Origin of the sequence: Microbacterium sp. AG790 (assembly GCF_003634765.1) — a bacterium.
Taxonomy (GTDB): Bacteria; Actinomycetota; Actinomycetes; order Actinomycetales; family Microbacteriaceae; genus Microbacterium.
Genome location: NZ_RBWZ01000012.1, coordinates 59,537 through 80,564, shown reverse-complemented (window position 1 = coordinate 80,564; position 21,028 = coordinate 59,537). Strand labels below are relative to the sequence as shown.

Annotated in this window: 21 protein-coding genes and 1 riboswitch; of the genes, 9 read left to right on the top strand and 12 right to left on the bottom strand. The window is 71.4% G+C overall.

Annotation, left to right across the window (positions count from 1 at the left end; genetic code table 11):
- The first annotated feature begins 57 nt into the window (after positions 1-57).
- The 5 genes from DEU37_RS13420 to DEU37_RS13400 all read left to right on the top strand — a co-directional run bounded on the left by DEU37_RS13420 (position 58) and on the right by DEU37_RS13400 (position 4,269).
- Positions 58-984 (top strand): carbohydrate ABC transporter permease, encoded by a 927-nt coding sequence (locus DEU37_RS13420; protein WP_121191126.1) that lies wholly within the window; start codon positions 58-60, stop codon positions 982-984.
- Positions 984-1,823 carry a carbohydrate ABC transporter permease gene (locus DEU37_RS13415; RefSeq protein ID WP_121191125.1) on the top strand — a complete coding sequence of 280 codons (840 nt, stop codon included), beginning with the start codon at positions 984-986 and terminating at the stop codon, positions 1,821-1,823. Before DEU37_RS13420 ends, DEU37_RS13415 begins: the two co-directional genes overlap by 1 nt.
- Positions 1,823-2,779 carry an ROK family protein gene (locus tag DEU37_RS13410; protein WP_121191124.1) on the top strand — a complete coding sequence of 319 codons (957 nt, stop codon included), beginning with the start codon at positions 1,823-1,825 and terminating at the stop codon, positions 2,777-2,779. Before DEU37_RS13415 ends, DEU37_RS13410 begins: the two co-directional genes overlap by 1 nt.
- Positions 2,772-3,551 (top strand): glucosamine-6-phosphate deaminase, encoded by a 780-nt coding sequence (locus DEU37_RS13405; RefSeq protein WP_121191123.1) that lies wholly within the window; start codon positions 2,772-2,774, stop codon positions 3,549-3,551. Before DEU37_RS13410 ends, DEU37_RS13405 begins: the two co-directional genes overlap by 8 nt.
- An 82-nt stretch (positions 3,552-3,633) precedes the next feature.
- Entirely contained in the window at positions 3,634-4,269 is a 636-nt protein-coding gene (locus DEU37_RS13400; protein WP_121191122.1) for a hypothetical protein, read from the top strand.
- Between the two features lie 10 nt (positions 4,270-4,279).
- On the opposite strand, the gene DEU37_RS13395 is transcribed toward DEU37_RS13400, so the two are convergent.
- The 5 genes from DEU37_RS13395 to DEU37_RS13375 all read right to left on the bottom strand — a co-directional run bounded on the left by DEU37_RS13395 (position 4,280) and on the right by DEU37_RS13375 (position 11,090).
- A complete protein-coding gene (locus DEU37_RS13395) occupies positions 4,280-5,641 on the bottom strand; it encodes an FAD-binding oxidoreductase (protein WP_121191121.1) in 1,362 nt (453 codons plus the stop codon).
- Between the two features lie 13 nt (positions 5,642-5,654).
- Positions 5,655-6,077, bottom strand: a complete 423-nt coding sequence (locus DEU37_RS13390; protein ID WP_005048002.1) for a YrdB family protein — start codon at positions 6,075-6,077, stop codon at positions 5,655-5,657.
- 38 nt (positions 6,078-6,115) lie between these two features.
- Entirely contained in the window at positions 6,116-7,945 is a 1,830-nt protein-coding gene (locus DEU37_RS13385) for a sigma-70 family RNA polymerase sigma factor (RefSeq protein ID WP_121191120.1), read from the bottom strand.
- 437 nt (positions 7,946-8,382) lie between these two features.
- Positions 8,383-9,519: an N-acetylglucosamine-6-phosphate deacetylase gene (nagA, locus tag DEU37_RS13380; RefSeq protein WP_121191119.1), complete on the bottom strand. Its 1,137-nt coding sequence runs from the start codon at positions 9,517-9,519 to the stop codon at positions 8,383-8,385.
- Positions 9,516-11,090, bottom strand: coding sequence for a family 20 glycosylhydrolase (locus tag DEU37_RS13375; RefSeq protein ID WP_121191118.1), 1,575 nt, complete (start codon positions 11,088-11,090; stop codon positions 9,516-9,518). The genes nagA and DEU37_RS13375 overlap by 4 nt, the downstream gene beginning before the upstream one ends.
- Positions 11,091-11,227: 137 nt before the next feature.
- A riboswitch (ZMP/ZTP riboswitch) is annotated at positions 11,228-11,311 on the top strand.
- A 66-nt stretch (positions 11,312-11,377) separates the two neighbouring features.
- Between DEU37_RS13375 and glyA the strand changes: the two genes are divergently transcribed.
- Positions 11,378-12,652, top strand: coding sequence for a serine hydroxymethyltransferase (gene glyA, locus DEU37_RS13370; protein ID WP_036289598.1), 1,275 nt, complete (start codon positions 11,378-11,380; stop codon positions 12,650-12,652).
- A 146-nt stretch (positions 12,653-12,798) separates the two neighbouring features.
- Positions 12,799-13,683, top strand: coding sequence for a bifunctional methylenetetrahydrofolate dehydrogenase/methenyltetrahydrofolate cyclohydrolase (locus DEU37_RS13365; protein WP_121191117.1), 885 nt, complete (start codon positions 12,799-12,801; stop codon positions 13,681-13,683).
- A gap of 53 nt (positions 13,684-13,736) precedes the next feature.
- On the opposite strand, the gene DEU37_RS13360 is transcribed toward DEU37_RS13365, so the two are convergent.
- Positions 13,737-14,696, bottom strand: a complete 960-nt coding sequence (locus DEU37_RS13360) for a cytochrome c oxidase assembly protein (protein WP_259457296.1) — start codon at positions 14,694-14,696, stop codon at positions 13,737-13,739.
- A 7-nt stretch (positions 14,697-14,703) separates the two neighbouring features.
- Between DEU37_RS13360 and DEU37_RS13355 the strand changes: the two genes are divergently transcribed.
- Together DEU37_RS13355 and DEU37_RS13350 are read left to right on the top strand one after the other, a co-directional pair.
- Complete coding sequence (locus tag DEU37_RS13355; RefSeq protein ID WP_121191116.1) at positions 14,704-15,642, top strand: DMT family transporter; 939 nt, start codon at positions 14,704-14,706, stop codon at positions 15,640-15,642.
- Positions 15,623-16,279, top strand: coding sequence for a GntR family transcriptional regulator (locus DEU37_RS13350; RefSeq protein ID WP_121191115.1), 657 nt, complete (start codon positions 15,623-15,625; stop codon positions 16,277-16,279). The genes DEU37_RS13355 and DEU37_RS13350 overlap by 20 nt, the downstream gene beginning before the upstream one ends.
- A gap of 109 nt (positions 16,280-16,388) precedes the next feature.
- Here DEU37_RS13350 and DEU37_RS13345 read toward each other — a convergent pair whose 3' ends face one another.
- From DEU37_RS13345 to DEU37_RS13320, 6 genes are all read right to left on the bottom strand, one after another.
- Positions 16,389-17,147 (bottom strand): amino acid ABC transporter ATP-binding protein, encoded by a 759-nt coding sequence (locus DEU37_RS13345; protein ID WP_121191114.1) that lies wholly within the window; start codon positions 17,145-17,147, stop codon positions 16,389-16,391.
- Positions 17,144-17,989: an amino acid ABC transporter permease gene (locus DEU37_RS13340; protein WP_121191113.1), complete on the bottom strand. Its 846-nt coding sequence runs from the start codon at positions 17,987-17,989 to the stop codon at positions 17,144-17,146. Before DEU37_RS13340 ends, DEU37_RS13345 begins: the two co-directional genes overlap by 4 nt.
- Positions 17,990-18,011: 22 nt before the next feature.
- The gene (locus DEU37_RS13335; RefSeq protein ID WP_121191112.1) at positions 18,012-18,875 is read right to left on the bottom strand and encodes a transporter substrate-binding domain-containing protein; all 864 of its coding nucleotides are present in this window, start codon (positions 18,873-18,875) and stop codon (positions 18,012-18,014) included.
- 106 nt (positions 18,876-18,981) lie between these two features.
- Positions 18,982-19,668: an NAD(P)H-dependent oxidoreductase gene (locus DEU37_RS13330; RefSeq protein ID WP_121191111.1), complete on the bottom strand. Its 687-nt coding sequence runs from the start codon at positions 19,666-19,668 to the stop codon at positions 18,982-18,984.
- On the bottom strand, positions 19,665-20,117 hold the full coding sequence (locus tag DEU37_RS13325) for a MarR family winged helix-turn-helix transcriptional regulator (protein WP_121191110.1): 453 nt from the start codon (positions 20,115-20,117) through the stop codon (positions 19,665-19,667). Before DEU37_RS13325 ends, DEU37_RS13330 begins: the two co-directional genes overlap by 4 nt.
- Before the next feature lie 86 nt (positions 20,118-20,203).
- Positions 20,204-21,001, bottom strand: coding sequence for a transglutaminase family protein (locus tag DEU37_RS13320; protein ID WP_121191109.1), 798 nt, complete (start codon positions 20,999-21,001; stop codon positions 20,204-20,206).
- Positions 21,002-21,028 lie beyond the last annotated feature (27 nt).

The following is a 21,028-nucleotide window of genomic DNA, read 5'->3' as shown; positions in this document are numbered from 1 at the left end:
ACACACCCGAAACCCCGACACACACGAAACCCCGACACACACGAAAGGACGGCCGGCATGACCGCCACTCCCGCGCCCGCGGCATCCCCGCGTCGGCGGCGGCGGGACCGCACGCCGCTGGTCCTGCTGCTTCCCGCCCTGACGATGCTGCTGATCTTCATCGGCTGGCCCCTCGTGCAGCTGATCGTCATGTCGTTCCAGAAGTACGGGCGCGAGCAGATCTTCGGCAAGCCGCCCACCTTCGTCTGGTTCGACAACTACGTGCGTGTCCTGACGGACTCCGAGTTCTGGGTCGTCCTGGCCCGCAGCTTCGGTCTGATGGTGGTCTGTGCCGCCGCCACCATGGTGCTCGGGGTTGCGATCGCGCTGATGATGACCTCACTCGGCCGCGTGATGCGCACCGTCGTCTCGGTGGGGCTACTGCTGGCCTGGGCGATGCCCGCGCTCACCGGCACCATCGTGTGGGGCTGGATCTTCGACACGTCCTACGGCCTCGTCAACTACGCGCTGACGCGGATCACCGGGCAGAACTGGATCGGACACAGCTGGCTGTCCGACCCCCTCAGCTTCTTCGGCGTCGCGGCGATCATCATCACGTGGGGCGCGATCCCGTTCGTCGCGTTCTCCACCTACGCCGGACTCTCGCAGGTGCCCGACGAGGTGCTGGAGGCGGCATCCCTCGACGGGTCGGGCGCGTGGCAGCGGTTCCGCTTCATCGTCGTGCCCTACATCCGCTCGATCCTCGTCGTGCTGCTCATCCTGCAGGTGATCTGGGACCTGCGCGTGTTCGCACAGATCTATGCGCTGCAGACCGTCGGCGGCATCCGCGCCGACACGAACACCATCGGCGTCTACATCTACAGCGTCTCGATGGCCACCGGCGATCTCGGTTCGGGAGGGGCGATCTCAGTGATCCTCGTCATCGTGCTGCTCGCCATCTCCGCCTACTACATCCGCACCATGCTGACCTCGGAGGACGACTGATGAGCGCCCGCACGAGACGCGCCACCGGGCGTGTGCTCCTCAACCTCGCCGCCGTCGTCGTGTTCGTCTGCTCGGTCTTCCCGGTGTACTGGATGGTCAACACCGCCTTCCTGCCCGGCTCGGCCGTCAAGAGCGAGACGCCGCACTTCTGGCCCGACCAGTTCACCCTGCAGAGCTTCCGCGCCGCGTGGGACGGCGGGTTCGTCCCGGCGCTGTGGGTCTCGCTCGCCGTTACCGTGCTGACCGTCGCCGCGGCTCTGGTCTTCGCCTTCCTCGCCGCCATCGCGGTCTCGCGCTACCGCTTCCGTTCCCGCAAGAGCTTCATCGTCGCGATCCTCGTGATCCAGATGATCCCCGCCGAGGCGATGATCATCTCGACCTTCCGGGTGCTCGACGGGTGGCACCTGCTGAACACCGTGATCGGTCTGTCGGCGGTCTACATCGCCATGGTGCTGCCTTTCACGATCTGGACCCTGCGCGGGTTCGTCAACGGCATCCCCGCCGACCTCGAGGAGGCGGCGATGATCGACGGGTGCAGCCGGGCACAGGCCTTCTGGCGCGTGACGTTCCCGCTGCTCGCGCCGGGACTGGTCTCCACCGGGATCTTCGCGTTCATCCAGGCGTGGAACGAGTTCATCTTCGCCCTCGTGATCATGACCCGCCCCGAGGCGCAGACGCTTCCCATCTGGCTGCGCAGCTTCGTCCAGGCGACGAAGGCGACCGACTGGGCCGTCGTCATGGCCGGCTCGACCCTCATGGCCATTCCGGTGATCATCTTCTTCCTCATCGTGCAGGGCAAGATGACCAGCGGTCTCGTGTCGGGAGCGGTGAAGGGCTGATGCGACTCGGATTCGACGTCGGGGGCACCAAGACCGACGCCGTGGTCGTCGCGTCATCCGACCCGCGCGGCGGCGACGCGGCGGATCAGCGGATCCTCGCTCGTGTGCGCCGGGCGACCGGGTGGGGCGCGGATGCCGTGATCACGACGATCCTCGACGCGGTGGACGAGCTGGCTGCCGCCGTCGGCATGCCCCCTGCCGCCTTCACCTCGCTCGGCGTCGGGATGCCGGGTCAGGTCGCGTCGGGAGGCGCGGTGGTCACCCATGCGGTCAACCTCGGGATCGACGAGCTCGATCTGGCCCTCGCGCTGGGGCCGCGCCTGGGCATTCCGGTGCGGGCCGAGAACGACGTCAAGGCCGCTGCCGTCGGTGCCTCGGTGCTGCGCGGTGCGGACACGCTGCCGTCGATGGCGTACCTCAATCTCGGCACCGGCATCGCCGCCGGCTTCGTGCACGGCGGCCGACTCTGGCGGGGCGTCCACGGAGCCGCGGGGGAGGTCGGACACATCTCCGTCGATCCGACGGGACCCCTCTGCCGCTGCGGACAGCGCGGCTGCATCGAGGCCTTCAGCGGGGGAGCCGCCGTCGCGGAGCGATGGGGCCGGCCCGCCGCGCTGCCCGTGCGCGACGTGTTCGACGCCGCCGACGCCGGCGACCCGCTCGCCGTGCAGCTGCGCCGAGGGCTCGCGTACGGCGTCGCGTCGGCGATCCGCGTGATCGTGCTGTCCACCGATGTCGACGCCGTGGTGCTCGGGGGAGGCGTCACGGCGCTCGGCGACCGTATGCTGAGGCCCGTGCTCGCCGAACTGGACACCAGCGCCGCGGCATCCCCGTTCCTGCGGTCGCTGCGGCTCAGCGAGCGCGTCGATCTGTTGCCGCCGGGATCGCCCGCCGCAGCACTGGGCGCCGCCATCCTCGGCGCCGAATCCGAGCAGGAGGCTGTTTTCCATGGCTGAAGTCGTCATCGTCCCCTCGCCCGCGGATGCCGGGGCGCTCGTCGCCGACGAGATCGTCCGCCTCATCGCGGCCCGCCCGGACGCGGTGCTGGGGCTGGCGACCGGGTCGACCCCGCTCCCCGTCTACGAGGCGCTGCGGCCCCGGCTCGCCGGCACCGACGTGTCGCGGGTGCGCGGGTTCGCGCTGGACGAGTACGTGGGCATCGATCCGCGGCATCCGCAGAGTTACCGCTCCGTCATCACGACGGAGGTGGTCGAGCCGCTCGGTCTCGATCCCGAGCGCATCCACACGCCGAACGGCGATCTCGCGAGCATCGCGCACGCCGGAGAGGACTACGAGCGGGCCATCGCCGACGCGGGCGGCATCGACCTGCAGATCCTCGGGATCGGCACCTCCGGTCACATCGGCTTCAACGAGCCCGGCTCCTCGTTCGCATCGCGCACGCGCGTGAAGACGCTCATCGAGCAGACGCGACGCGACAATGCCCGCTTCTTCGCCTCGATCGACGAGGTGCCCATGCACTGCATCACCCAGGGGCTCGGCACGATCCTCTCGGCCCGTCACCTGTTCCTCCTCGCCTTCGGCGAGAGCAAGGCCGCCGCCGTCGCGGGCGCCGTCGAAGGCCCCGTGACGTCGTCGCTGCCGGGCTCGGCGATCCAGCTGCACCCGCACGTGACCGTCGTGGTCGACGAGGCCGCGGCATCCCGCCTGGAGCACGCCGACTACTACCGCTACGCCTACGCGAACAAGCCGGCCTGGCAGGGTCTCTGACGGCGCTCATCCGTCCCCTCTCGCCGGTTCGCGTCGGCGAAAGCGACATGACGGGACGGACGAGCGGCGGTAGGGTCGGGCCATGACGGATGCCGAGATCCGAAAGCCCGTGCCCGCATGGATCTGGGGCGGTGCGCTGCTCGCCGCCAGCGCGGTGGTGCCGACGGCGGTGCGGGCGGTGGCGCCGGGAGGCCTCGGCTCGGGCGTCGCGATCGTGACGGCGGTGCTGTTCGCGGCATCCCTCCTCGTGTTCGCCTTCGGGCTGCGTGGGCAGGGATCGATCGTCGCACGGCGTCCACCGGGCATGGCGGCGCTGCTCGTGCTTGCGGTCCTCCCGCCGGTCGTCGAGCTGGCGCTGTCGGCCCTGGCGACCGGGCAGGACATCTCACTCCTGCAGATCTTGTCGTTCACGCAGCTGGCCGTCACCGCCGCCGCGGCGCTGGTCGCCGTGGTCGCGATCGGGCGCGCCGCCGTCGTGCCGCGGCCGTGGCAGTGGGCGCCCGCCTGGGGGCTCGCGGTGATCGTCGCCACCTCGGCGCTGCCCCAGATCGCGCTCGTCGGGGCGTCGGGTCAAGACCCGCAGGGGCTCCTGTGGCTGTTCGCGCTCGGATCGCTCGTGATCCTCACCGTGCCGCTGGCGCTGGGGATCCTCGCCATGGTGCTCGGCGCGCGCGGGCAGGCCGCTCCGAGCCCGCAGATCTACCCGCCGGCCGTCTGAGCGGTCCCGCTCAGTCGGTGAAGACCTTGCCCGGATTCAGGATGCCGAGGGGGTCGAACACCCGGGTGATCTGGCGCTGCAGCTGCCACTGATCCTCGCCGAGCTCGTCGACAAGCCAGCGGCGCTTGAGCACGCCGACCCCGTGTTCGCCGGTGAGGGTGCCGCCGAGGCGCAGGGCCGCGCGGAACAGCTCGTCGGCGGCGCGCCAGACGATCTCGGGAACCTCCTCGCCGTCGAAGACGAAGTTGGGGTGCAGGTTGCCGTCGCCCGCGTGGCAGACGGTCGGGATCACGAGGTCGTAGGCGCGCTCGATGCGCGCGATCTCGTCGAACATCGCGGGAAGGGCGCTGCGGGGAACCGACACGTCCTCGATCAGGGTCGTGCCCATCGCCTCCATGGCCGGATGCATCGAGCGGCGGATGGTCCACAGCAGCTCGGCCTCGGCGTCGTCGCGCGCCGCGCGCACGGCGCCCCCGGCCGCCTCGAGGACCGCGCCGATCCTCTCGGCGTCGACGGAGGCCGAGGGGCCGTCGGTCTGCACGGTCAGCTGCGCCGCGCCGACCGGAGGAGCGGGCAGCTCGAGCAGGCGGTGCACGGCCGCGAGGCACGCGGCATCCATCAGCTCCATGATCGCGGGCTGCGCGCCCGAGGCGGTCACGGCGGCCGCGGCGGCGGCGCCGGCGCGGACATCGGGGAAGAGGGCCGTGAGGGTGCGTGCGTTCCCCGCAATGAGGCGTCGCAACTTCAGCGTGGCTCCGACGACCACGCCGAGCGTGCCCTCCGAGCCGATGACGAGAGCCGTCAGATCCAGGCCCGTCACGCCTTTGACGCTGCGGTGTCCGAGGTGCAGCAGCCGGCCGTCCGCGAGCACGAGGTCGACCCCGAGGACGGCGTCGCGGACGACACCGTACTTCGCGCACAGCAAGCCGCCGGCACCCGTCGCGATGTTGCCGCCGACCGTCGAGATGGCGCGACTGGCAGGGTCGGGCGCCCACCACAGCCCGTGCGCGGCGAGGGCGTCGTTGAGGTCGGCGTTGAGGATGCCGGGCTCGACAACCGCCAGCAGGTCGTCGGCCCGCACCTCCAGGATGCGGTCCATTCCGCGCATCGACAGCACGATCTCGCCGGCACCGGCGTTCGCGCCGCCCGCCAGCCCCGTGCCCGCGCCGCGGATCACGACGGGTGTGCCCGTCGCGGACGCGATGCGCATCGTCGCCTGGACGTCGGCGACGGATGCCGCGTGCACGATCGCCACCGGCGAGCCGGCGGCCGCGTGCCCGGACTTGTCCGCGCGTGCGGCCTCGAGGGAGGCGGGGTCGGTGTCGATGCGATCGGCGAGCTCGGCGGTGAGCAGGTCGAGGACGGTGCTCATGATCTGGAGCGCCTCAGGCGGCGAGTCGGCGTCGGCCGGAGACCAGTCCGACGGCCACGGCGACGACCGCGTACGCCAGGCCGATCCAGGCATTGCCGCTGGTCCACCAGACGATCGTCGCGGAAGCGTAGACGAGGAGCTCGACGAGGGCCCGAACGAACGGGTGCACGGCGAAGACGGCGCGGGGCGAGACGAACAGCGCCCACAGCAGGATTGCGATCAACGGAGCGCCGATTCCGGCGACGATGTTCCAGGGGAACGGCCAGGCGGTGAAGCCCCAGACCGCGAGGGTGGCGAAGGCGAACAGTTCGCAGAGGAAAGCGAGCAGATCCACCGCATCCAGCGCAGGGCGCACGCCCGCCGGACGCGCGGCGGCGCCGTCGGCCGATCGCGGGGCCTCGGGGGCGGCGGGACGGACGTGGGGCAGGTCGGACATTCGGCCAGTTTACGCGGCGTGGCCGTGGCTCAGAGGGTTCAGACGGCGGGCGGAGGTCCCCACAGGTACACCGTGTACTCCGGGCCGAGGTCCTCGCCGTTGACGTATTGGATGGTGGCGGGCGCATGCAGCGCGGCGAGATAGGTCGTCGGGAAGGAGAAGGTCGTGAAGCCATCGGCGTTCAGGACCTGTTGACCGCGCTCGATGCCTGCCACGACCAGTCGAACGGTCGCGTCGGGGGTGCCGGCGACGTTGAGGACGATCGTCCCCATGGTCTCACCATCGCGGACTCCGATGAAGTCGCCGGATGTGAACGTCGGCGTCGGTGCCGGTGTGGGTGTCGGTGTAGGTGTGGGCGTGGGCGTAGGAGTGGCGGTGGGCGTCGGTGTGGGCGTCAGTGTCGGTGTGGGTGTGGGTGCGGGTGTGGGTGTGGGTGTGGGTGTGGGAGTCGGAGTCGGAGTCGGAGTCGGAGTAGGAGTAGGGGTCGGTGTGGGGGTGGGAGGCAGCGTCGGCGACGGGGTGGGCAGCGGGACGGGCGTCGGCTGGGGCGCGGGCGTCGGCTGCGGCGCGGGTGCCGGCGGCAGGACCGGCCGGCGCGTGGGCGCGGGCTGCGGCTTCGCATCAGGTGTCGCCGTCACCGACGGCACGGGGACGGCGGTGGGAGTCGCGGAGGGGATCGTGCTCGGGGAGGGTGTGGTCGCCGGAGCTGCGATGACGACATCTCCGCCCCCGTTCGCGCCGCCGCCGGTCGCGCCCGATCCGTCGGCCGGCGCTGACGCGCTGCTGGCGATCACCTGAGGCACGACGATCACTGCTGCCACTGCCGCCCCGGCCACGAGCACGCCGGCGGCGACGAGACCGACGACGGCTCCGGCTCCGGCTCCGGCGAGCGCGCCGCCGCCCCCAGCAGACCCGGCAGCTCCGGCCGAGCCTCCGGCTCCCGTGGAACCGCCCCCGCCGGCACCGCTTGCCGCCCCGACGACCGGTGCAGAGCCTGCCCCGACCGTCACCGCGCCTGGCATGGTCCCCGACGCGCCCGCAGCCAGCGCGACCAAGGGGGCCGCGCCGCCCTGGAGGGTGGCGAGGTAGGCGGTGGCGGCGCCGGCACCGATCGTCAACGGCAGCAGCACCAGCGCAAGGCGGTGCGAGACCTCGGCGGCCTCGGCGGCCACGATCGTGCATCGCGCACAATCGGCGAGGTGCGCCTCGAGCTTCTTGTGGTCGCGGGTCCCCAGGTTGTTGCGGGCGTAGGCGCCGAGCCGTTCGATCGTCCACTGACAGTCCGATCCGTCGGCCACTGTCTGCAGGTGCGCTTGGATCCACGCTTCACGCAGGCCTTCGCGCGCGCGGAAGGCCAGTTGGGCCACCGCCGTCGCCTTCATCCCCAGCAGCGGAGCGATCTCCGCCGGCTTCATCTGCTCGATCTCGGTGTACCAGAGCACCTCCTGCCACCGCGTCGGCAGGCTCCGGAACGCACGGTGCGTGAGGCTCCGATCGAGCGCCTCGTCGGTCGCGTGCGCGTCGGCATCCGGATCGGGAAGGGCCTCGAGCTCGTCGATGGCCGTCTCGCGACGGGCGCGGCCCCACCCGGCGGCCGTATTGCGGATGCTCGTGAACAGGTACGCGCGGAACGAGCCCGTCGGGCCCCCGCCCTTCACGATCGCCTGGTAGATGCGCGAGTACGCCTCCTGGACGAGGTCGTCGGCGTCGAAGGTCGAGGTGATCGACGAGGCGACGGTCAGTCCCGACCGGTAGTGGCGGCGCCACAGCTCGGCGAACGCCTGACGGTCTCCGGCGCGCGTGCGCAGCACGAGGTCGGCGTCGGCGATGTCGGCGGCATCGGGGCGCGGCTGATCGGGCGTGTCCATGACGAGAGAGTCCTGTCGGAGTGGGCGTCGTTCGTTGTCATCCAAGAGACGGCCACGGCGGCCGATTATGACGCGGGTCGCGCCATTGGTTCCTATTTTCACAGGTCCGGAGGGGGAACGGCCGGTGGCGGGGGAGCGATCTGAGCGCCGTCGGAAAAAGTTCGAGAAAAATCCACAACCCGCGTAATGGATCGTGCGGTGCGCGCTCTCTTGGTGTGAAGGGCTTCCCGTCGCGTGCTCTCCAGGGGGATCCAGGAGCAGCGCCGACGGGAACGGCCAGGGGAACGGAGCGATCCGTGGCCAGGACCGGAAGCGCGGAATCTCGGGGGAGGATCTGCGCGGTACCGGTGGACGGGGTAGAGCGGGGCGGACGGCGCGGGGGCGCCCTCCGCCCCGCTTCTGTCATCCGGTCCGGTCGCCGTCGGGCGCGGATGCCGTCAGACGCGGATGCCGTCGACCCACACCGTCCGCACCCGGAGGTGCTCGTCGAGCAGCACGACGTCGGCGACGCGATCGCTCTCGAGAGTGCCGTAGCGATCCTCGAGGCCGACGGCACGCGCGGGGACGCGGGTCAGCGCGTCGACGGCGCTCGTCAGTGCGATGCCGTGGCCGACGGCGAGCCGCAGGGCAGCGTCCTGGGTGAGCGTCGAGCCGGCGATGGCGCCGCCGTCATCGAGCCGTGCGGTGCCGGCGGTGACCGTCACGGCGAGCCCGCCGAGCTCGTAGTGCCCGTCGGCGGCGCCGGCGGCCGCCATCGCGTCGGTGATGAGCGCGACCCGACCCGGCGCCTGCGTGAACGCCAGCGCGACGACATCCGGATGCACGTGCACCCCGTCGGCGATGATCTCCAGCGTCACCCGCTCGTCGCGGAGCGCGGCCACCACCGGCCCGGGTTCGCGGTGGTGGATGCCGGGCATGGCGTTGAACGCGTGCGTGAGGATCGTCGCGCCGGCGTCGAAGGCGGCGAAGGCGTCGTCCTCGGTGGCGTTCGTGTGGCCGACCGCCACCGCGACACCTGCGGCGACGAACTGCGACACCGCCGCCAGCGCGCCCGGCAGCTCGGGTGCGAGGGTGACCTGCCGCACGGTGCCGCGCCCGGCGTCGAGCAGCCGTCCCACGGCCGCGGCATCGGGCGGGCGCAGCAGGCTGAGGGTGTGGGCGCCCTTGTGGCCGGGATCGAGGAACGGCCCTTCGAGGTGGGAGCCGAGGATCGTCGCGTCGCGCTCGACGAGATCGGCGATGACGGCGGCGCGGGCGGCGAGATCGTCGAGCGATGCCGTGACGAGCGAAAGCACCGCGCGGGTCGTCCCGTGCGCACGGTGCACGGCGCGCGCCGTGGCGATGGCCTCGGCGCCGTCATCGAACGAGGCGCCCCCGCCGCCGTGGCCGTGGATGTCGATGAACCCGGGAGCGAGCACCCCTCCCGCGGCGTCGATCACCTGGGCCGCCCCCAGGGTGCGCCACGTCGTGCCCGTGCCGCGGCCGTCGATGACCCCGTCGGTGAAGGCGATCCAGGCGTCGGGGGTGAGTGTTCCGGCGGTGACCAGTTGCGCCGAGTGGATGACGGTGGTCATGTGTTGTCCCCTTGCACGGTGATCGGCTCCGCGGGTGTCCAATCGATCTCGGACAGCGCGGTGAAGCGGATGCCGAGTGAGGTCCACAGCGGCCCGAGCCCGCCCACGCGGGCCCGGAAGGACTCCCATGTTCGCAGAGGGAGGGTTCCCAGCGCCGGGGACCACGCCGCTTCGGCAGCGGCGGCGATGCGCGGGAAGGCGAGGGCGTCGATGTCGGCGGACGTGCGGGCGGTCTCGCTCCACAGCGGCGCCTCCACGCCGAGAATCTGCGCCCGATCGATGCCGTCGATGACGGCAGTCGGCTCCCACTCGTAGGAGCGGCGGGCACTGGTCACTCCACGCGCCCACGTCAGCCCGAGGGGCGAGTCGGGGTCGAACTTCATGTCGAGGTAGATCGCGTCGGCGGGTGAGAGGATGACGCGCCCGCCGCGGCGGACGAAGCCCCGGGTCTTCTCGTCCATGCCGTCGGTCGGCGACACGAAACCCCAGTACTGCCCGATGGTTCCCTCCGCGAGGCCGCCGCAGACGCCGGCCTCGTGCCAGGCGATGGCGGTCTTGCCGGTCTCGGACACCAGCCGCGAGACGCGTGCGATGTAGCGGTCGTAATCCTCGGCATCCGTCCCCAGCGCCTCGTCGCCGCCGATGTGCAGGTACGGACCGGGAGTGAGAGCCGCCAACTCGGTGAGGACGTCGGCGAGGAAGGCGTACGTCGCCTCGTCGCGGATCCGCAGCGACGAGAAGCCCACGCCGATGCCTTCGTAGGCGACGCCGCCGAGCGGGAGGGCGCTGCCGTGCTCCTCCGACTGCTGCCGCAGCTGTGCGCTCACCACCGGCGGTGCGCACAGCTCGGGGTAGGCGAGGGAGATGGCGTGGGTGTGACTGGGACCGTCGATCTCGGGCACGACGATCATGTGCCGGCGGCCGGCGTACGCGACGATGGCGCGGTAGTCGTCGTGGGTGTAGAAGCCGCCGCCGTCCGCGCCGACCGAACTCGACGCGGACTTCTCCGTGAGCCGGGGGCGGGAGTGCATCTGGATGCGCCATCCCTGGTCGTCGGTCAGGTGCAGGTGCAGGGCGTTGAACTTCAAGCCGGCGGCGCGGTCGATGTAGCCGCACACCGTCGCGACATCGAGGAAGTGACGGGCGACGTCGAGCATGACGCCGCGATACGCGAAGCGGGGGGCGTCCTCGATCTCCATCGCCGCAATCCGCCAGCCCGAGGCGTCTGTCGTGATCGCCTGCACGAGCGTCTGCACGCCGTAGAAGAGGCCCGCCGCATCGGCGCCGGCCACGTGCACGGCGCCGGCGTCGCTGCGCAGCCGGTACGACTCGGCGGGCCCGTCGTGCTCGAGGCTCAGTCGGAGGTGTGGCTCCTGGCCGTTCGCGGGTGTCGGAGCGGCGAGGCGGATGCCGGTGCGCGCCGCGATCAGCCGGCGGAGCTCCGCGGCGGCGTCGGCGACTCCCGCGGCATCCGTCGTCATCACGAGTGCGACGTCGCTCGCGAGGAGGAAGGGGCTGCCCTCGTCGAGGGTCAGCCGCGCGGGCGCGGGGACGAGGCAGGGCTGCGACACGGTGTCTCCATTCTGCGTGGCGGCCGGGGATCGGGGCCAGCGGCTGCGGCCCGAGCCTGCGGCGGTGATGTAAGGAGTCCTAACAAATCCGATGACGCCAGCCTAGCCGTGTGCCGGCGGCGTCGCATCCGATATGCTCGCACTGTCGCGACTGGCGTTGAGGTGGGTCACCATCGGGGAGCGGCGAACACGGCAATCGACCGCACGCCTGGGCCGGCCTTCGTTTGATACACCGGCGTGCGCCCGGCGCACACCGGCATCCACCCGACGAATGGCAGGAGACCGTCATGACCGATCCGTACTTCAACGCCCCGCTCGCCGAGGTCGACCCCGAGATCGCGCAGGTTCTCGAGCGCGAACTCGAGCGTCAGCGCGGCTACCTCGAGATGATCGCCTCGGAGAACTTCGTTCCCGTCTCGGTGCTGCAGTCGCAGGGCTCCGTGCTGACGAACAAGTACGCCGAGGGCTACCCCGGCCGCCGCTACTACGGCGGCTGCGAAGAGGTGGACGTCGCCGAGGAGCTCGCCATCCAGCGCGCGAAGGCGCTGTTCGGCGCCGAGTTCGCGAACGTCCAGCCGCACTCGGGAGCCTCCGCCAACGCCGCGGTGCTCCACGCCATCGCTCGCCCCGGCGACACCCTGCTGGGTCTTTCGCTCGATCACGGCGGGCACCTCACGCACGGCATGAAGATCAACTTCTCCGGCCGGCTCTACAACATCGTCGCCTACGGCGTCGACCCCGAGACCTCGACGATCGACATGGACGAGGTCGAGCGCCTCGCCGTCGAGCACCAGCCGAAGGTCATCATCGCCGGCTGGTCGGCTTACCCGCGTCAGCTCGACTTCGCGCGCTTCCGCGCCATCGCCGACAAGGTGGGCGCGCTGCTGTGGGTCGACATGGCGCACTTCGCCGGCCTCGTCGCGGCGGGCCTGCACCCCTCCCCGGTGCCGCACGCGCACGTCGTGAGCTCCACGGTGCACAAGACGATCGGCGGCCCGCGCTCGGGCTTCATCCTGACCAACGACGCCGACCTCGCGAAGAAGATCAACTCGGCCGTCTTCCCGGGCCAGCAGGGCGGTCCGCTCATGCACGTGATCGCCGCGAAGGCGACCGCGTTCAAGCTCGCCGCGACCCCGGAGTTCAAGGAGCGCCAGGAGCGCGTCGTGCGCGGTGCGGCGATCCTCGCCGATCGCCTCTCGCAGCAGGACGTGAAGGATGCCGGGATCTCCGTCCGCTCCGGCGGTACCGACGTGCACCTCGTGCTCGTCGACCTCCGCGACGCCGCGATCGACGGCAAGCAGGCCGAGGACCTCCTGCACGAGATCCACATCACCGTCAACCGCAACGCGGTGCCCAACGACCCGCGTCCGCCCATGGTGACCTCGGGCCTGCGCATCGGCACCCCGGCGCTCGCGACCCGCGGCTTCGGCGACGCGGAGTTCACCGAGGTCGCCGACATCATCGCGCTGGCGCTGCTGCCGGACGCCGACGTCGAGTCGCTGCGCACGCGCGTGGCCGCCCTGACCGCCGCCTTCCCGCTGTACCCCGGCCTCACGCAGTAACCCGCCCGCGGCATTCCCCGCCCGCGCGGGTGCGCCGCGGCATCCACGGTCCGCGAGACACCGCCTGCGCACCGAGACACGCGCCGTCGACGCGTGTCTCGGTGCGGGAACCGTGTCTCGCGGGGAGAACACGGAGGAGACAACGCATGACTGCACACAAGCTCGACGGCCGCGCGACGGCCGCGGCCATCAAGGCGGAGCTCGCCGAACGCGTCGCGAAGCTGAAGGCACGGGGAGTGACCCCCGGCATCGCGACCGTGCTGGTGGGTGCCGACCCGGCATCCCAGCTGTACGTCGGGATGAAGCACCGCGAGTCCGAGGCGATCGGCATGAACTCGATCCAGGTCGAGCTGCCGGCCGACGCGACACAGGCCGACGTCGAAGCCGCGATCGATCGCCTCAACGCCGACCCGACCTGCCACGGCTACATCGTGCAGCTGCCGCTGCCGCGGCACATCGACACCGATCGCATCCTCGAGCGGATCGATCCGGCGAAGGATGCCGACGGCCTGCACCCGACCAACCTCGGCAAACTCGTGTTGAACGTCAACGACGAGATCACCTCGCCGCTGCCGTGCACGCCGCGCGCCGTGATCGAGCTGCTGGAGCGCAACGGCTTCGCCTTGGCGGGAACGCACGTCGTGGTCGTCGGCCGCGGGGTCACGATCGGCCGCTCGATCGGTCTGCTGCTGACGCGCCGCGCGGTCAACGCGACGGTCACGCTCACCCACACCGGCACCCGCGATCTGCCCTCCTACCTGCGGCAGGCCGACGTCATCGTCGGCGCCGCGGGGGTCAAGCACCTCGTGCGCCCGGAGGATGTGAAGCCCGGCGCTGCCGTGCTCGACGTCGGCGTGACCCGCGAGAGCGACCCCGAGACGGGCAAGAGCAAGGTCTACGGCGACATCGCCCCGGGCGTCGAGGACGTCGCCGGCTGGCTGTCGCCGAATCCCGGCGGCGTCGGACCGATGACCGTCGCCCTGCTCATGACGAACGTGGTCGAGGCGGCCGAGCGCAGCATCCGGGCCTGACCGTCGGCGGAGCGCGGATGCCGCGGCATCCACCCGGCTCGTGCGGGAGCCGGTCAGGCCTCGGCGGTGCGCTCTCCGCGCAGGTGCGCCTGGACGAGGGCGTCGTGCTCCTCGTCGCTCAGCGCGTCGTAGCCGGCCGCCTCGACGCGGTCGCGGCGTCCCCAACGCACCAGCAGGATGATCAGGATGGGAACGTCGGCGACCTCGGCGATGAACCAGAGCAGGTCTCCGGCGAGGTGCTGATCGTGCAGCGGGTTCGGCCACCAGCCGGCGCCCGTCGCGGCCGCGACGCCGTCGACGACCGTGTCGTTCAGGCGCAGCAGGATGCCGGGGATCGAGTCGATCACGAGTTCCACGAAAGCCAGCAGGAACTCCACCGCGAGGAACGTGCTGGTGTGGATGCCGGTGAGTGCCATGAGGGGAACGACCAGCAGCAGTCCGACGACGAGGGAGACGAGCCCGAGCGCCTCACCGATCGCGGGGGAGGTGCGGAGAACTCCCGCGAGGGGGGTCAGGAACACGCAGAAGATCGCCGCCACGAAGATCGTCGCGAACATCGCATTGCCCAGCACGCGGAACACGCGGCCGTCCAGGGCTGCGTCGAGGCGCTGCCGGGCGGCATCCGACAGGCCCGCGCGGAGCAGGTCGAGGGGGCGTCCGAGGCAGATGAGCCCCGGAACGGCCATCAGCAGCAGCGCGATGCGGGCGACGAACGCCCAGCGGAGCTCGGCCGACCACGTGCCGAGGAAGCCGAGTTCCACCACGGCGTACGAGCCGAGCCCGAGGGCGAAGAAGAGCACCGTGCGGTGGGCCGGCCAGGAGGTGCCGCGTCGCCGTGCGCGTCGCACCCCGAGGGCGTAGAGCAGCGCCGCGCCGACCAGGACCGCGATCGTGACGGGGTCGGCGCGCCAGGTCGTGAGCAGGGCATCGATGGGAGGCGTGGGCCCAGCGTACGGCGGACGGCTATGCGTGCGCGGTGAACCGGCATCGCCACCAGCAGGATTGTGTAACAATGTTCCGGTGAGCCGTTCCCTGTCCGTCGTCGCCGTCCTCGTCGCGGCGCTGTGCTTCGCCACGACGGGAACGTCGCGGGCGCTCGCCGGCGTGGATGCCGACGCGCTCTCGATCGGCGCGGCGCGCGTGCTCATCGGCGGCGCGCTGTTGGGCGTGATCGCGCTCGTCTCGCGGGCGCGGCGCACAGCGTCGCCGGCGGCGGTCGACAGCCTCCCGGTCCGACGGGGGGTCCCTGCGTTCGTCATCGTGCTCGTCGGAGCCGCCGGGGTGCTGGCGTACCAGCCGACGTTCTTCTCGGGAACCGGGCTCAACGGCGTCGCCGTCGGCACGGTCGTGGCGCTCGGTTCGGCGCCCATCGTCACCGGTGTGCTCGACAGCGTGCTGCGCCGCCGCCGCCCGAGCCTTCGCTGGAGTGTTGCGACAGCCGTCGCGATCGTCGGTGTCGTGCTGGTGTCGGGCGTGTTCGGCGACGGTTCCGCCGCACCGACCAGCCTCCTCGGCGTCGCCGCCTCCGTGGGCGCCGGCGCGTCGTACGCGCTCTACGCGATCGCGAGCAAGATGCTGCTCGAGCGCGGCTGGACGGCGCCGGCGGCGATGGGCGCCGTGTTCGGGACCGCCGCGGTGCTGAGCGTTCCCGTGCTCTTGTCGACCTCGACCGCGTGGCTGGGCACCGCGAACGGCCTCGCGCTCGCCCTCTGGCTCGGCGTCGTCACCGTCACGATCGCCTATCTCCTGTTCGGTGCGGGCCTGCGCGGCCTGAGCCCGGCGACCGTGTCGACCCTCACGCTCGCCGAGCCGCTCGCCGCGACGGTGCTCGGCCTCGTCGTGCTGCACGAGCAGCTCTCCGCCGTCTCGGTGGCAGGGCTCATCGTCATCGCTGCCGGGCTCGTCCTGGTCGCCGCCCCCGCCCGTCCCCGGAGCGCCGGTGTCTCCGCGCCGGCGTGAGGGCGCGCCGCGGCCGACGGTCGACGTGCGCGTGGCCGATGCGCTGCGCGGCGAGATCCTCAGCGGCGCGCTGGCGCCGGGCGCGCCGCTGCGCGAAGAGGAGATCGCCCGCGCGCACGACGTGTCGCGGCATACCGTGCGTGCGGCCCTGGCCGCGCTCGGGGCAGAACGCCTCGTCCAGCTCGTCCCCTATGCCGGCGCCCGGGTCTCGGCGCTCGACGACGACGATCTGCGGGCACTCCAGCAGCTGCGGGCCGCGCTGGAGACCGAGGCCGTACGGCTGATCACCGAGGCGCAGGGCGTCGCGTGGTCGGCCGCGACGCGCGCGACGATCGAGGCGGCGATCGGCGACCTCGCGGATGCCGAGGCCCGCGCTGACTGGGCCGCGACGATCCGCGCGCATGCCGCGGTCCACCGCGCGATCGTCGATGCCGCCGACAGCCCTCGTCTCGCGGAGGCCCACGCCGGCCTCGAGTCGGAGGTGCTGCTCCTGCTGACGCACGTGCGTCCCCACTACGCGCCGGGCGCGCTCGCCGCCGAGCACCGCGCCTACCTCGACGCGCTGCCCCGCGACGGGGGAGCGGCCGTTCGCGCGCATCTCGACCACTCGACGCAGCTCATCCGCGCCGCGCGCTGACCGGCACGCGCGGACGTCCTCCGCAGAAAGTGACGAACTCCGCATGTTTTCGCGGCATCCGTGCGGAGTTCGCGCGATTCTGCGGAGTTCGTGCGCCGCGCGCTGACCCTCAGCCGGAGAAGCGCGAGAGGAACGCCTGCGTTCGCGGATGCTGCGGCGCGGCGAACACGGATGCCGCGGCACCTTCCTCCACGATGACGCCGTCGTCGAGGAAGACCACGCGGTCGGCGACGTCGCGGGCGAAGGCCATCTCGTGGGTCGCCATCAGGATCGTCGTGCCGTCCGCGGCGAGGGCGCGCACGAGTTCCAGCACCTCGCCGACCAGCTCGGGGTCCAGCGCTGAGGTGATCTCATCGAGCAGCAGCACTTCGGGATCTGTCGCGATGGCCCGCACGATCGCCGCGCGCTGCTGCTGGCCGCCGGAGAGGCGGTCGGGGTGGGCCGCCGCGAACTCCGCGAGGCCCACGCGTGCCAGCAGATCGTGGGCGCGCTCCTCGGCCCGTGCCCGCGGCATCCGGTGCACGACGCGCGAGGCGAGCGTGACGTTTTCGAGCACCGACAGGTGGGGGAACAGGTTGTAGCTCTGGAAGACGGCGCCCAGGCGTGCGCGCACGCGGTTGCCGTCGACGCGGGGGTCGGAGATGTCGAGCTCGCCCAGCCAGATGCGCCCGTCGTCGATGGGCTCCAGGAGCCCGAGGCAGCGCAGCAGCGTCGACTTTCCCGACCCGGACGAGCCGATCAGGGCCACCACCTCGTGCGCGGCCAACGAGACCGAGACGCCGCGCAGAACGTCGCGCTCGCCGAACGACTTCCAGAGGTCGTCGGCGCGCAGGACGGGGGCGCCGGATGCCGCGACGTGCCCGCTCACAGGATCGATCCCTGCTGCTCGCGCTCGCGCAGCCGCGCGGTGTACCAGTCGGTGACGCGGATCGTCGGGATGGCCAGCAGGATGAACAGGATGCCGGCGACGACGTAGGGCGTGAAGTTGTAGCTCAACGACGCCGAGGAGCGGGCGGCGGCGATGGCGTCGATCGCACCCAGGATCGAGATCAGTCCCACGTCCTTCTGCATCGAGATGAAGTCGTTCATCAGCGGCGGCGTCACCTTGCGGACGGCCTGTGGCAGCACGACCCGGCGGAGGGTCTGCACGTAGCCGAGGCCGAGGGCACGCGCCGCCAGTCGCTGCGAGGGATGCACCGCCTCGATGCCGGCGCGCAGCACCTCGGCCACGTATGACGAATACGTCAGCGTGACCGCCACGACGCCGAGCACCACGACCGGGATCCGCGTGTTCATGATCGTCGGCACGCCGAAGCCGATCAGGTAGAGCACGATGATGAACGGCAGACCGCGGAAGAGGTCGGTGTAGGCCGCCGCGAGCACGCGCAGTGGAAAGAACACCGGCCCGCGCACGGTGCGCAGCACCGCGATCAGGAGCGCGACGGCCGACACGGTGACGAGCGAGATGCCCAGCACCTGCAGATTGATGAGGAAGCCGTCCCAGATCTTCGGCAGCGACTGCAGGGCGATCTGCGGGTCGAAGAACGCCTGCTGCACGCTCGCCCACCCGGGCGTGTTGATGATGCTCGCCCAGACGATCGCCGCGAACACGAGGCTCGAGGCGATCGCGACGAGCACCGAGCGTCGCTCGCGCCCGCGGCGGAACGCACGCCGCTCGAGCTCGAGCGCGCTGGGGGAGTGAATGGTCACGGACCGACGTTACCCGAGCGGGTCACTTCAGCTGCGGTACGCCTTCGGTCAGCACCGACAGCCACTGCTTCTTCAGCTCGTCGAGGGTGCCGTTGTTGCGAAGGGTGTCGACCGCGGCGCTCACCTTCGCGGTCAGCGGCGAGTTCTTCGCGAGCAGCAGTCCCCACTGGTCGGGGATGCCGGCGGCGGGCAGTTCGCCGACCACGAACGAGTTGTCGATGTAGGGTGCGTTGACCGCGACGTATGCGGTGGGCGTGTCGAGCACGATCGCGTCGATCTGGCCGGCTTTGAGGGCGGCGACGGCGTCTTCGTTGGAGTTGTAGAGCGACGGCGCCGTGGTCGGGGCGATCGCCTTCTCCAAGGTGGCGGCGCTCGTCGAGCCGGTCATCGCGCCGATCGCGAGGGGCTTCAGCCCCGCGATGTCGGTGATGCCCTGGGCTTTTCCGCCCTTGATCGCGACGACCGACTGGCTCGCCTCGTAGTAGGGCGTCGAGAAGTCGACGGCCTGCTTGCGCTCGTCGGTGATCGTGTACTGCTGGATGTTGATGTCGAAGTTCTTCGGTCCCGGCGCGATGGCCGACTCGAAGGAGGTCCGCACCCAGACGACGTCGTCCTTCGCGAACCCGAGCTGATCGGCCACGGCGTAAGCGACCGCTGCTTCGAAGCCCTTGCCGGAGGCCGGGTCGTCGCCGTACACGTACGGCTCGTATGCCGTCTCACCCGTGGCGAAGGTGAGTTTTCCGGGGGTGATGTAGCCGGCATCCGCGTTCGCGGAGTCGGACGCCGCACCTCCCGGGCCCGAGGCCCCTCCGGCGCAGCCGGCGAGGGTGAGGGCGAGAGCGGCCGCGGTGGCGGCGAGGGCGGTGCGCAGGATGGGACGCGGCATGGAGACCTCCGGGTGGGATGAGCGGCGCGCCGAATGCTGTGTGCGGATGCCGCGACATCCATCTTCGCCGCTGGCGCGGTGTCGGGCGTCGCCGGGCGACGCTTTGTTACAGGGTCTTCACCGGTGCCGTCCGGGGCGGGGAGGGCGCTTCGCCCGTCGACGGGTGGTCGGCGCGGCGGGAGGAGGCGGCATCCGCGTGCCCGTGCCGTGCCACGCGCTCGATCCAGCCGCGGCGGGCGGTGTCATCGCTGAAGCGTACGGGCGTGAAGCGTGTGATGCCCACGGTGCGTACGCCGCAGTAGCCGAGGGTCGCCCGGGAGAGCGATGCCTCGGCGGCGCCACGGTAGACGAGACGGTTCCAGAACCGCGGCGAGTCCATCGTCATGACGATGCGTGCCGTGCGTCCGGCGAGCAGGCGGTCGGACAGGGCCGACCGTTCGCGATAGCGGAACGTCGCGTTGGAGAGGAAGACGCGGTCGATGAACGCCTTCAACGCTGCCGGCACAGTGCCCCACCACTGCGGGTGGAAGATCGCGATGTGGTCGGCCCAGAACAGGTCGTCCAGGTAGCGGGCGACGTCGGGATCCAGCGGCAGGTCGTCGGTGCGCCCGCTGCGCGGCGCGCGCAGCTGGTCACGGCTGCGCGGATGGTCGGGAATGGGGTCGTGGGCGAGATCGATGAGGCGCACCTCGGCGCCGGCGGCGCGGGCGCTCGCCGCGTAGCTCTCCGCCAGCGCATGGGTGAGGGTGTCCGCCAGCGGCGTGCCGACGATGACGAGCAGACGGCGATTCATGAGGTGCGACCTTTCGCGAGAACGATGTCGGTGAGTGCCGACAGGTGAGCGTTGAGCGCGGCCGGGGTGATGCCCGTGCCGGATCGGAGCGTGTCCAGGCGCGGATCGGTGAGCATCTGGGTGAACTCGGCCTCGAGCTCGCCGCCCGCGATGCGCACCAGCTCGACGCCTTTCGGGGTCAGCTCCAGGATGATGCGGCGTCCCTCGCCCGCAGTGGCGGTGAGCCAGCCGTCGGCGACCAGCCTCGGCACGCGCTTGCTGACCGCCGCCTTCGTCACCCGCAGGCAGTGCGCGAGCCCGGTGATGTCGATCGGAGCGCGCTCGGCGAGGGTCGCCAGGATCTCGAAGAGGTTGATGTTCACGCCGTGCTTCTCGCGCAACCATGCGTCCGCGAAGAGGTCCAGTTCGCCGACGAGCTCGTGGAGGGTGACGGTGAGACGGACGGCCATGAGGCGAGTCAACCAGTTGACACTCTAAGAGTCAACTGGTTGACTCCCGCACTCTTCTCGCTCGCGTAGTTGTGCGCCCCGCGGTGTCAGACGAGGCGGATCAGGCGGTCCAGATCGTCGTCGGGGAGCACGTCGGCGGTGGCCGTCACCTGCAGGTCCACGAGGTCGGCGCGTCCGCGCAGGATGTTCAGGAAGGCGGTGTCCGCGGCATCCCGCCCCGTCGAGATCCGCACCAGCGTGTCGCGCGGGGCGAGGGTGGTGGCGTCGACGACGCACCAGGCGCCGTCGATCCACGCCTCGGCCACGGCGTGGAAGTCCATCGGGTCGAGTCCGGGCGCGTACACCGCGACCAGCCGCGCGGGCACGCCGCCGGCGCGCAGAAGGGCGACGCACAGGTGGGCGTAGTCGCGGCACACGCCGCGGCGAGCCAGGAGCGTCCGGGTGGCCCCGTCGGTCGGCAAGCTCGAGCCGCTCACGTACGACAGCTCGGTGCCCACCCACGAGGACACCGCGATCAGCAGCTCGCGCGGATCGGTGATGCCGCCGAACTCGGACGCGGCCGTCGGCGCGAGCGCGTCGGATTCCGCATAGCGGCTGGGGCGACCGTAGACGAGCAGTTCGGCCTCGTCGGCGCCCAGGGGTGCGCCCGTGCCGTCGATCGTCGCCGCGTAGTCCAGTCGGAGGTGGCCGATCGGGGCGTCCACACGGTGAAGGCGACCTCCGTGCGCGTCGGCGAGTTCGCGCACCCGTACGGGGGCGCCGTCGACGCTCACCTCGAGCGTCTCGGATGCCGCGGCATACGCCCGCGACACGGCGACGGCGAACACGAGGTCGGCGGGGGCGGAGACGTCGAGCTCGATGCGGGCGGTGACGATTCTCTGCATGCACACAGCGTGGCACGGCGCGGCATG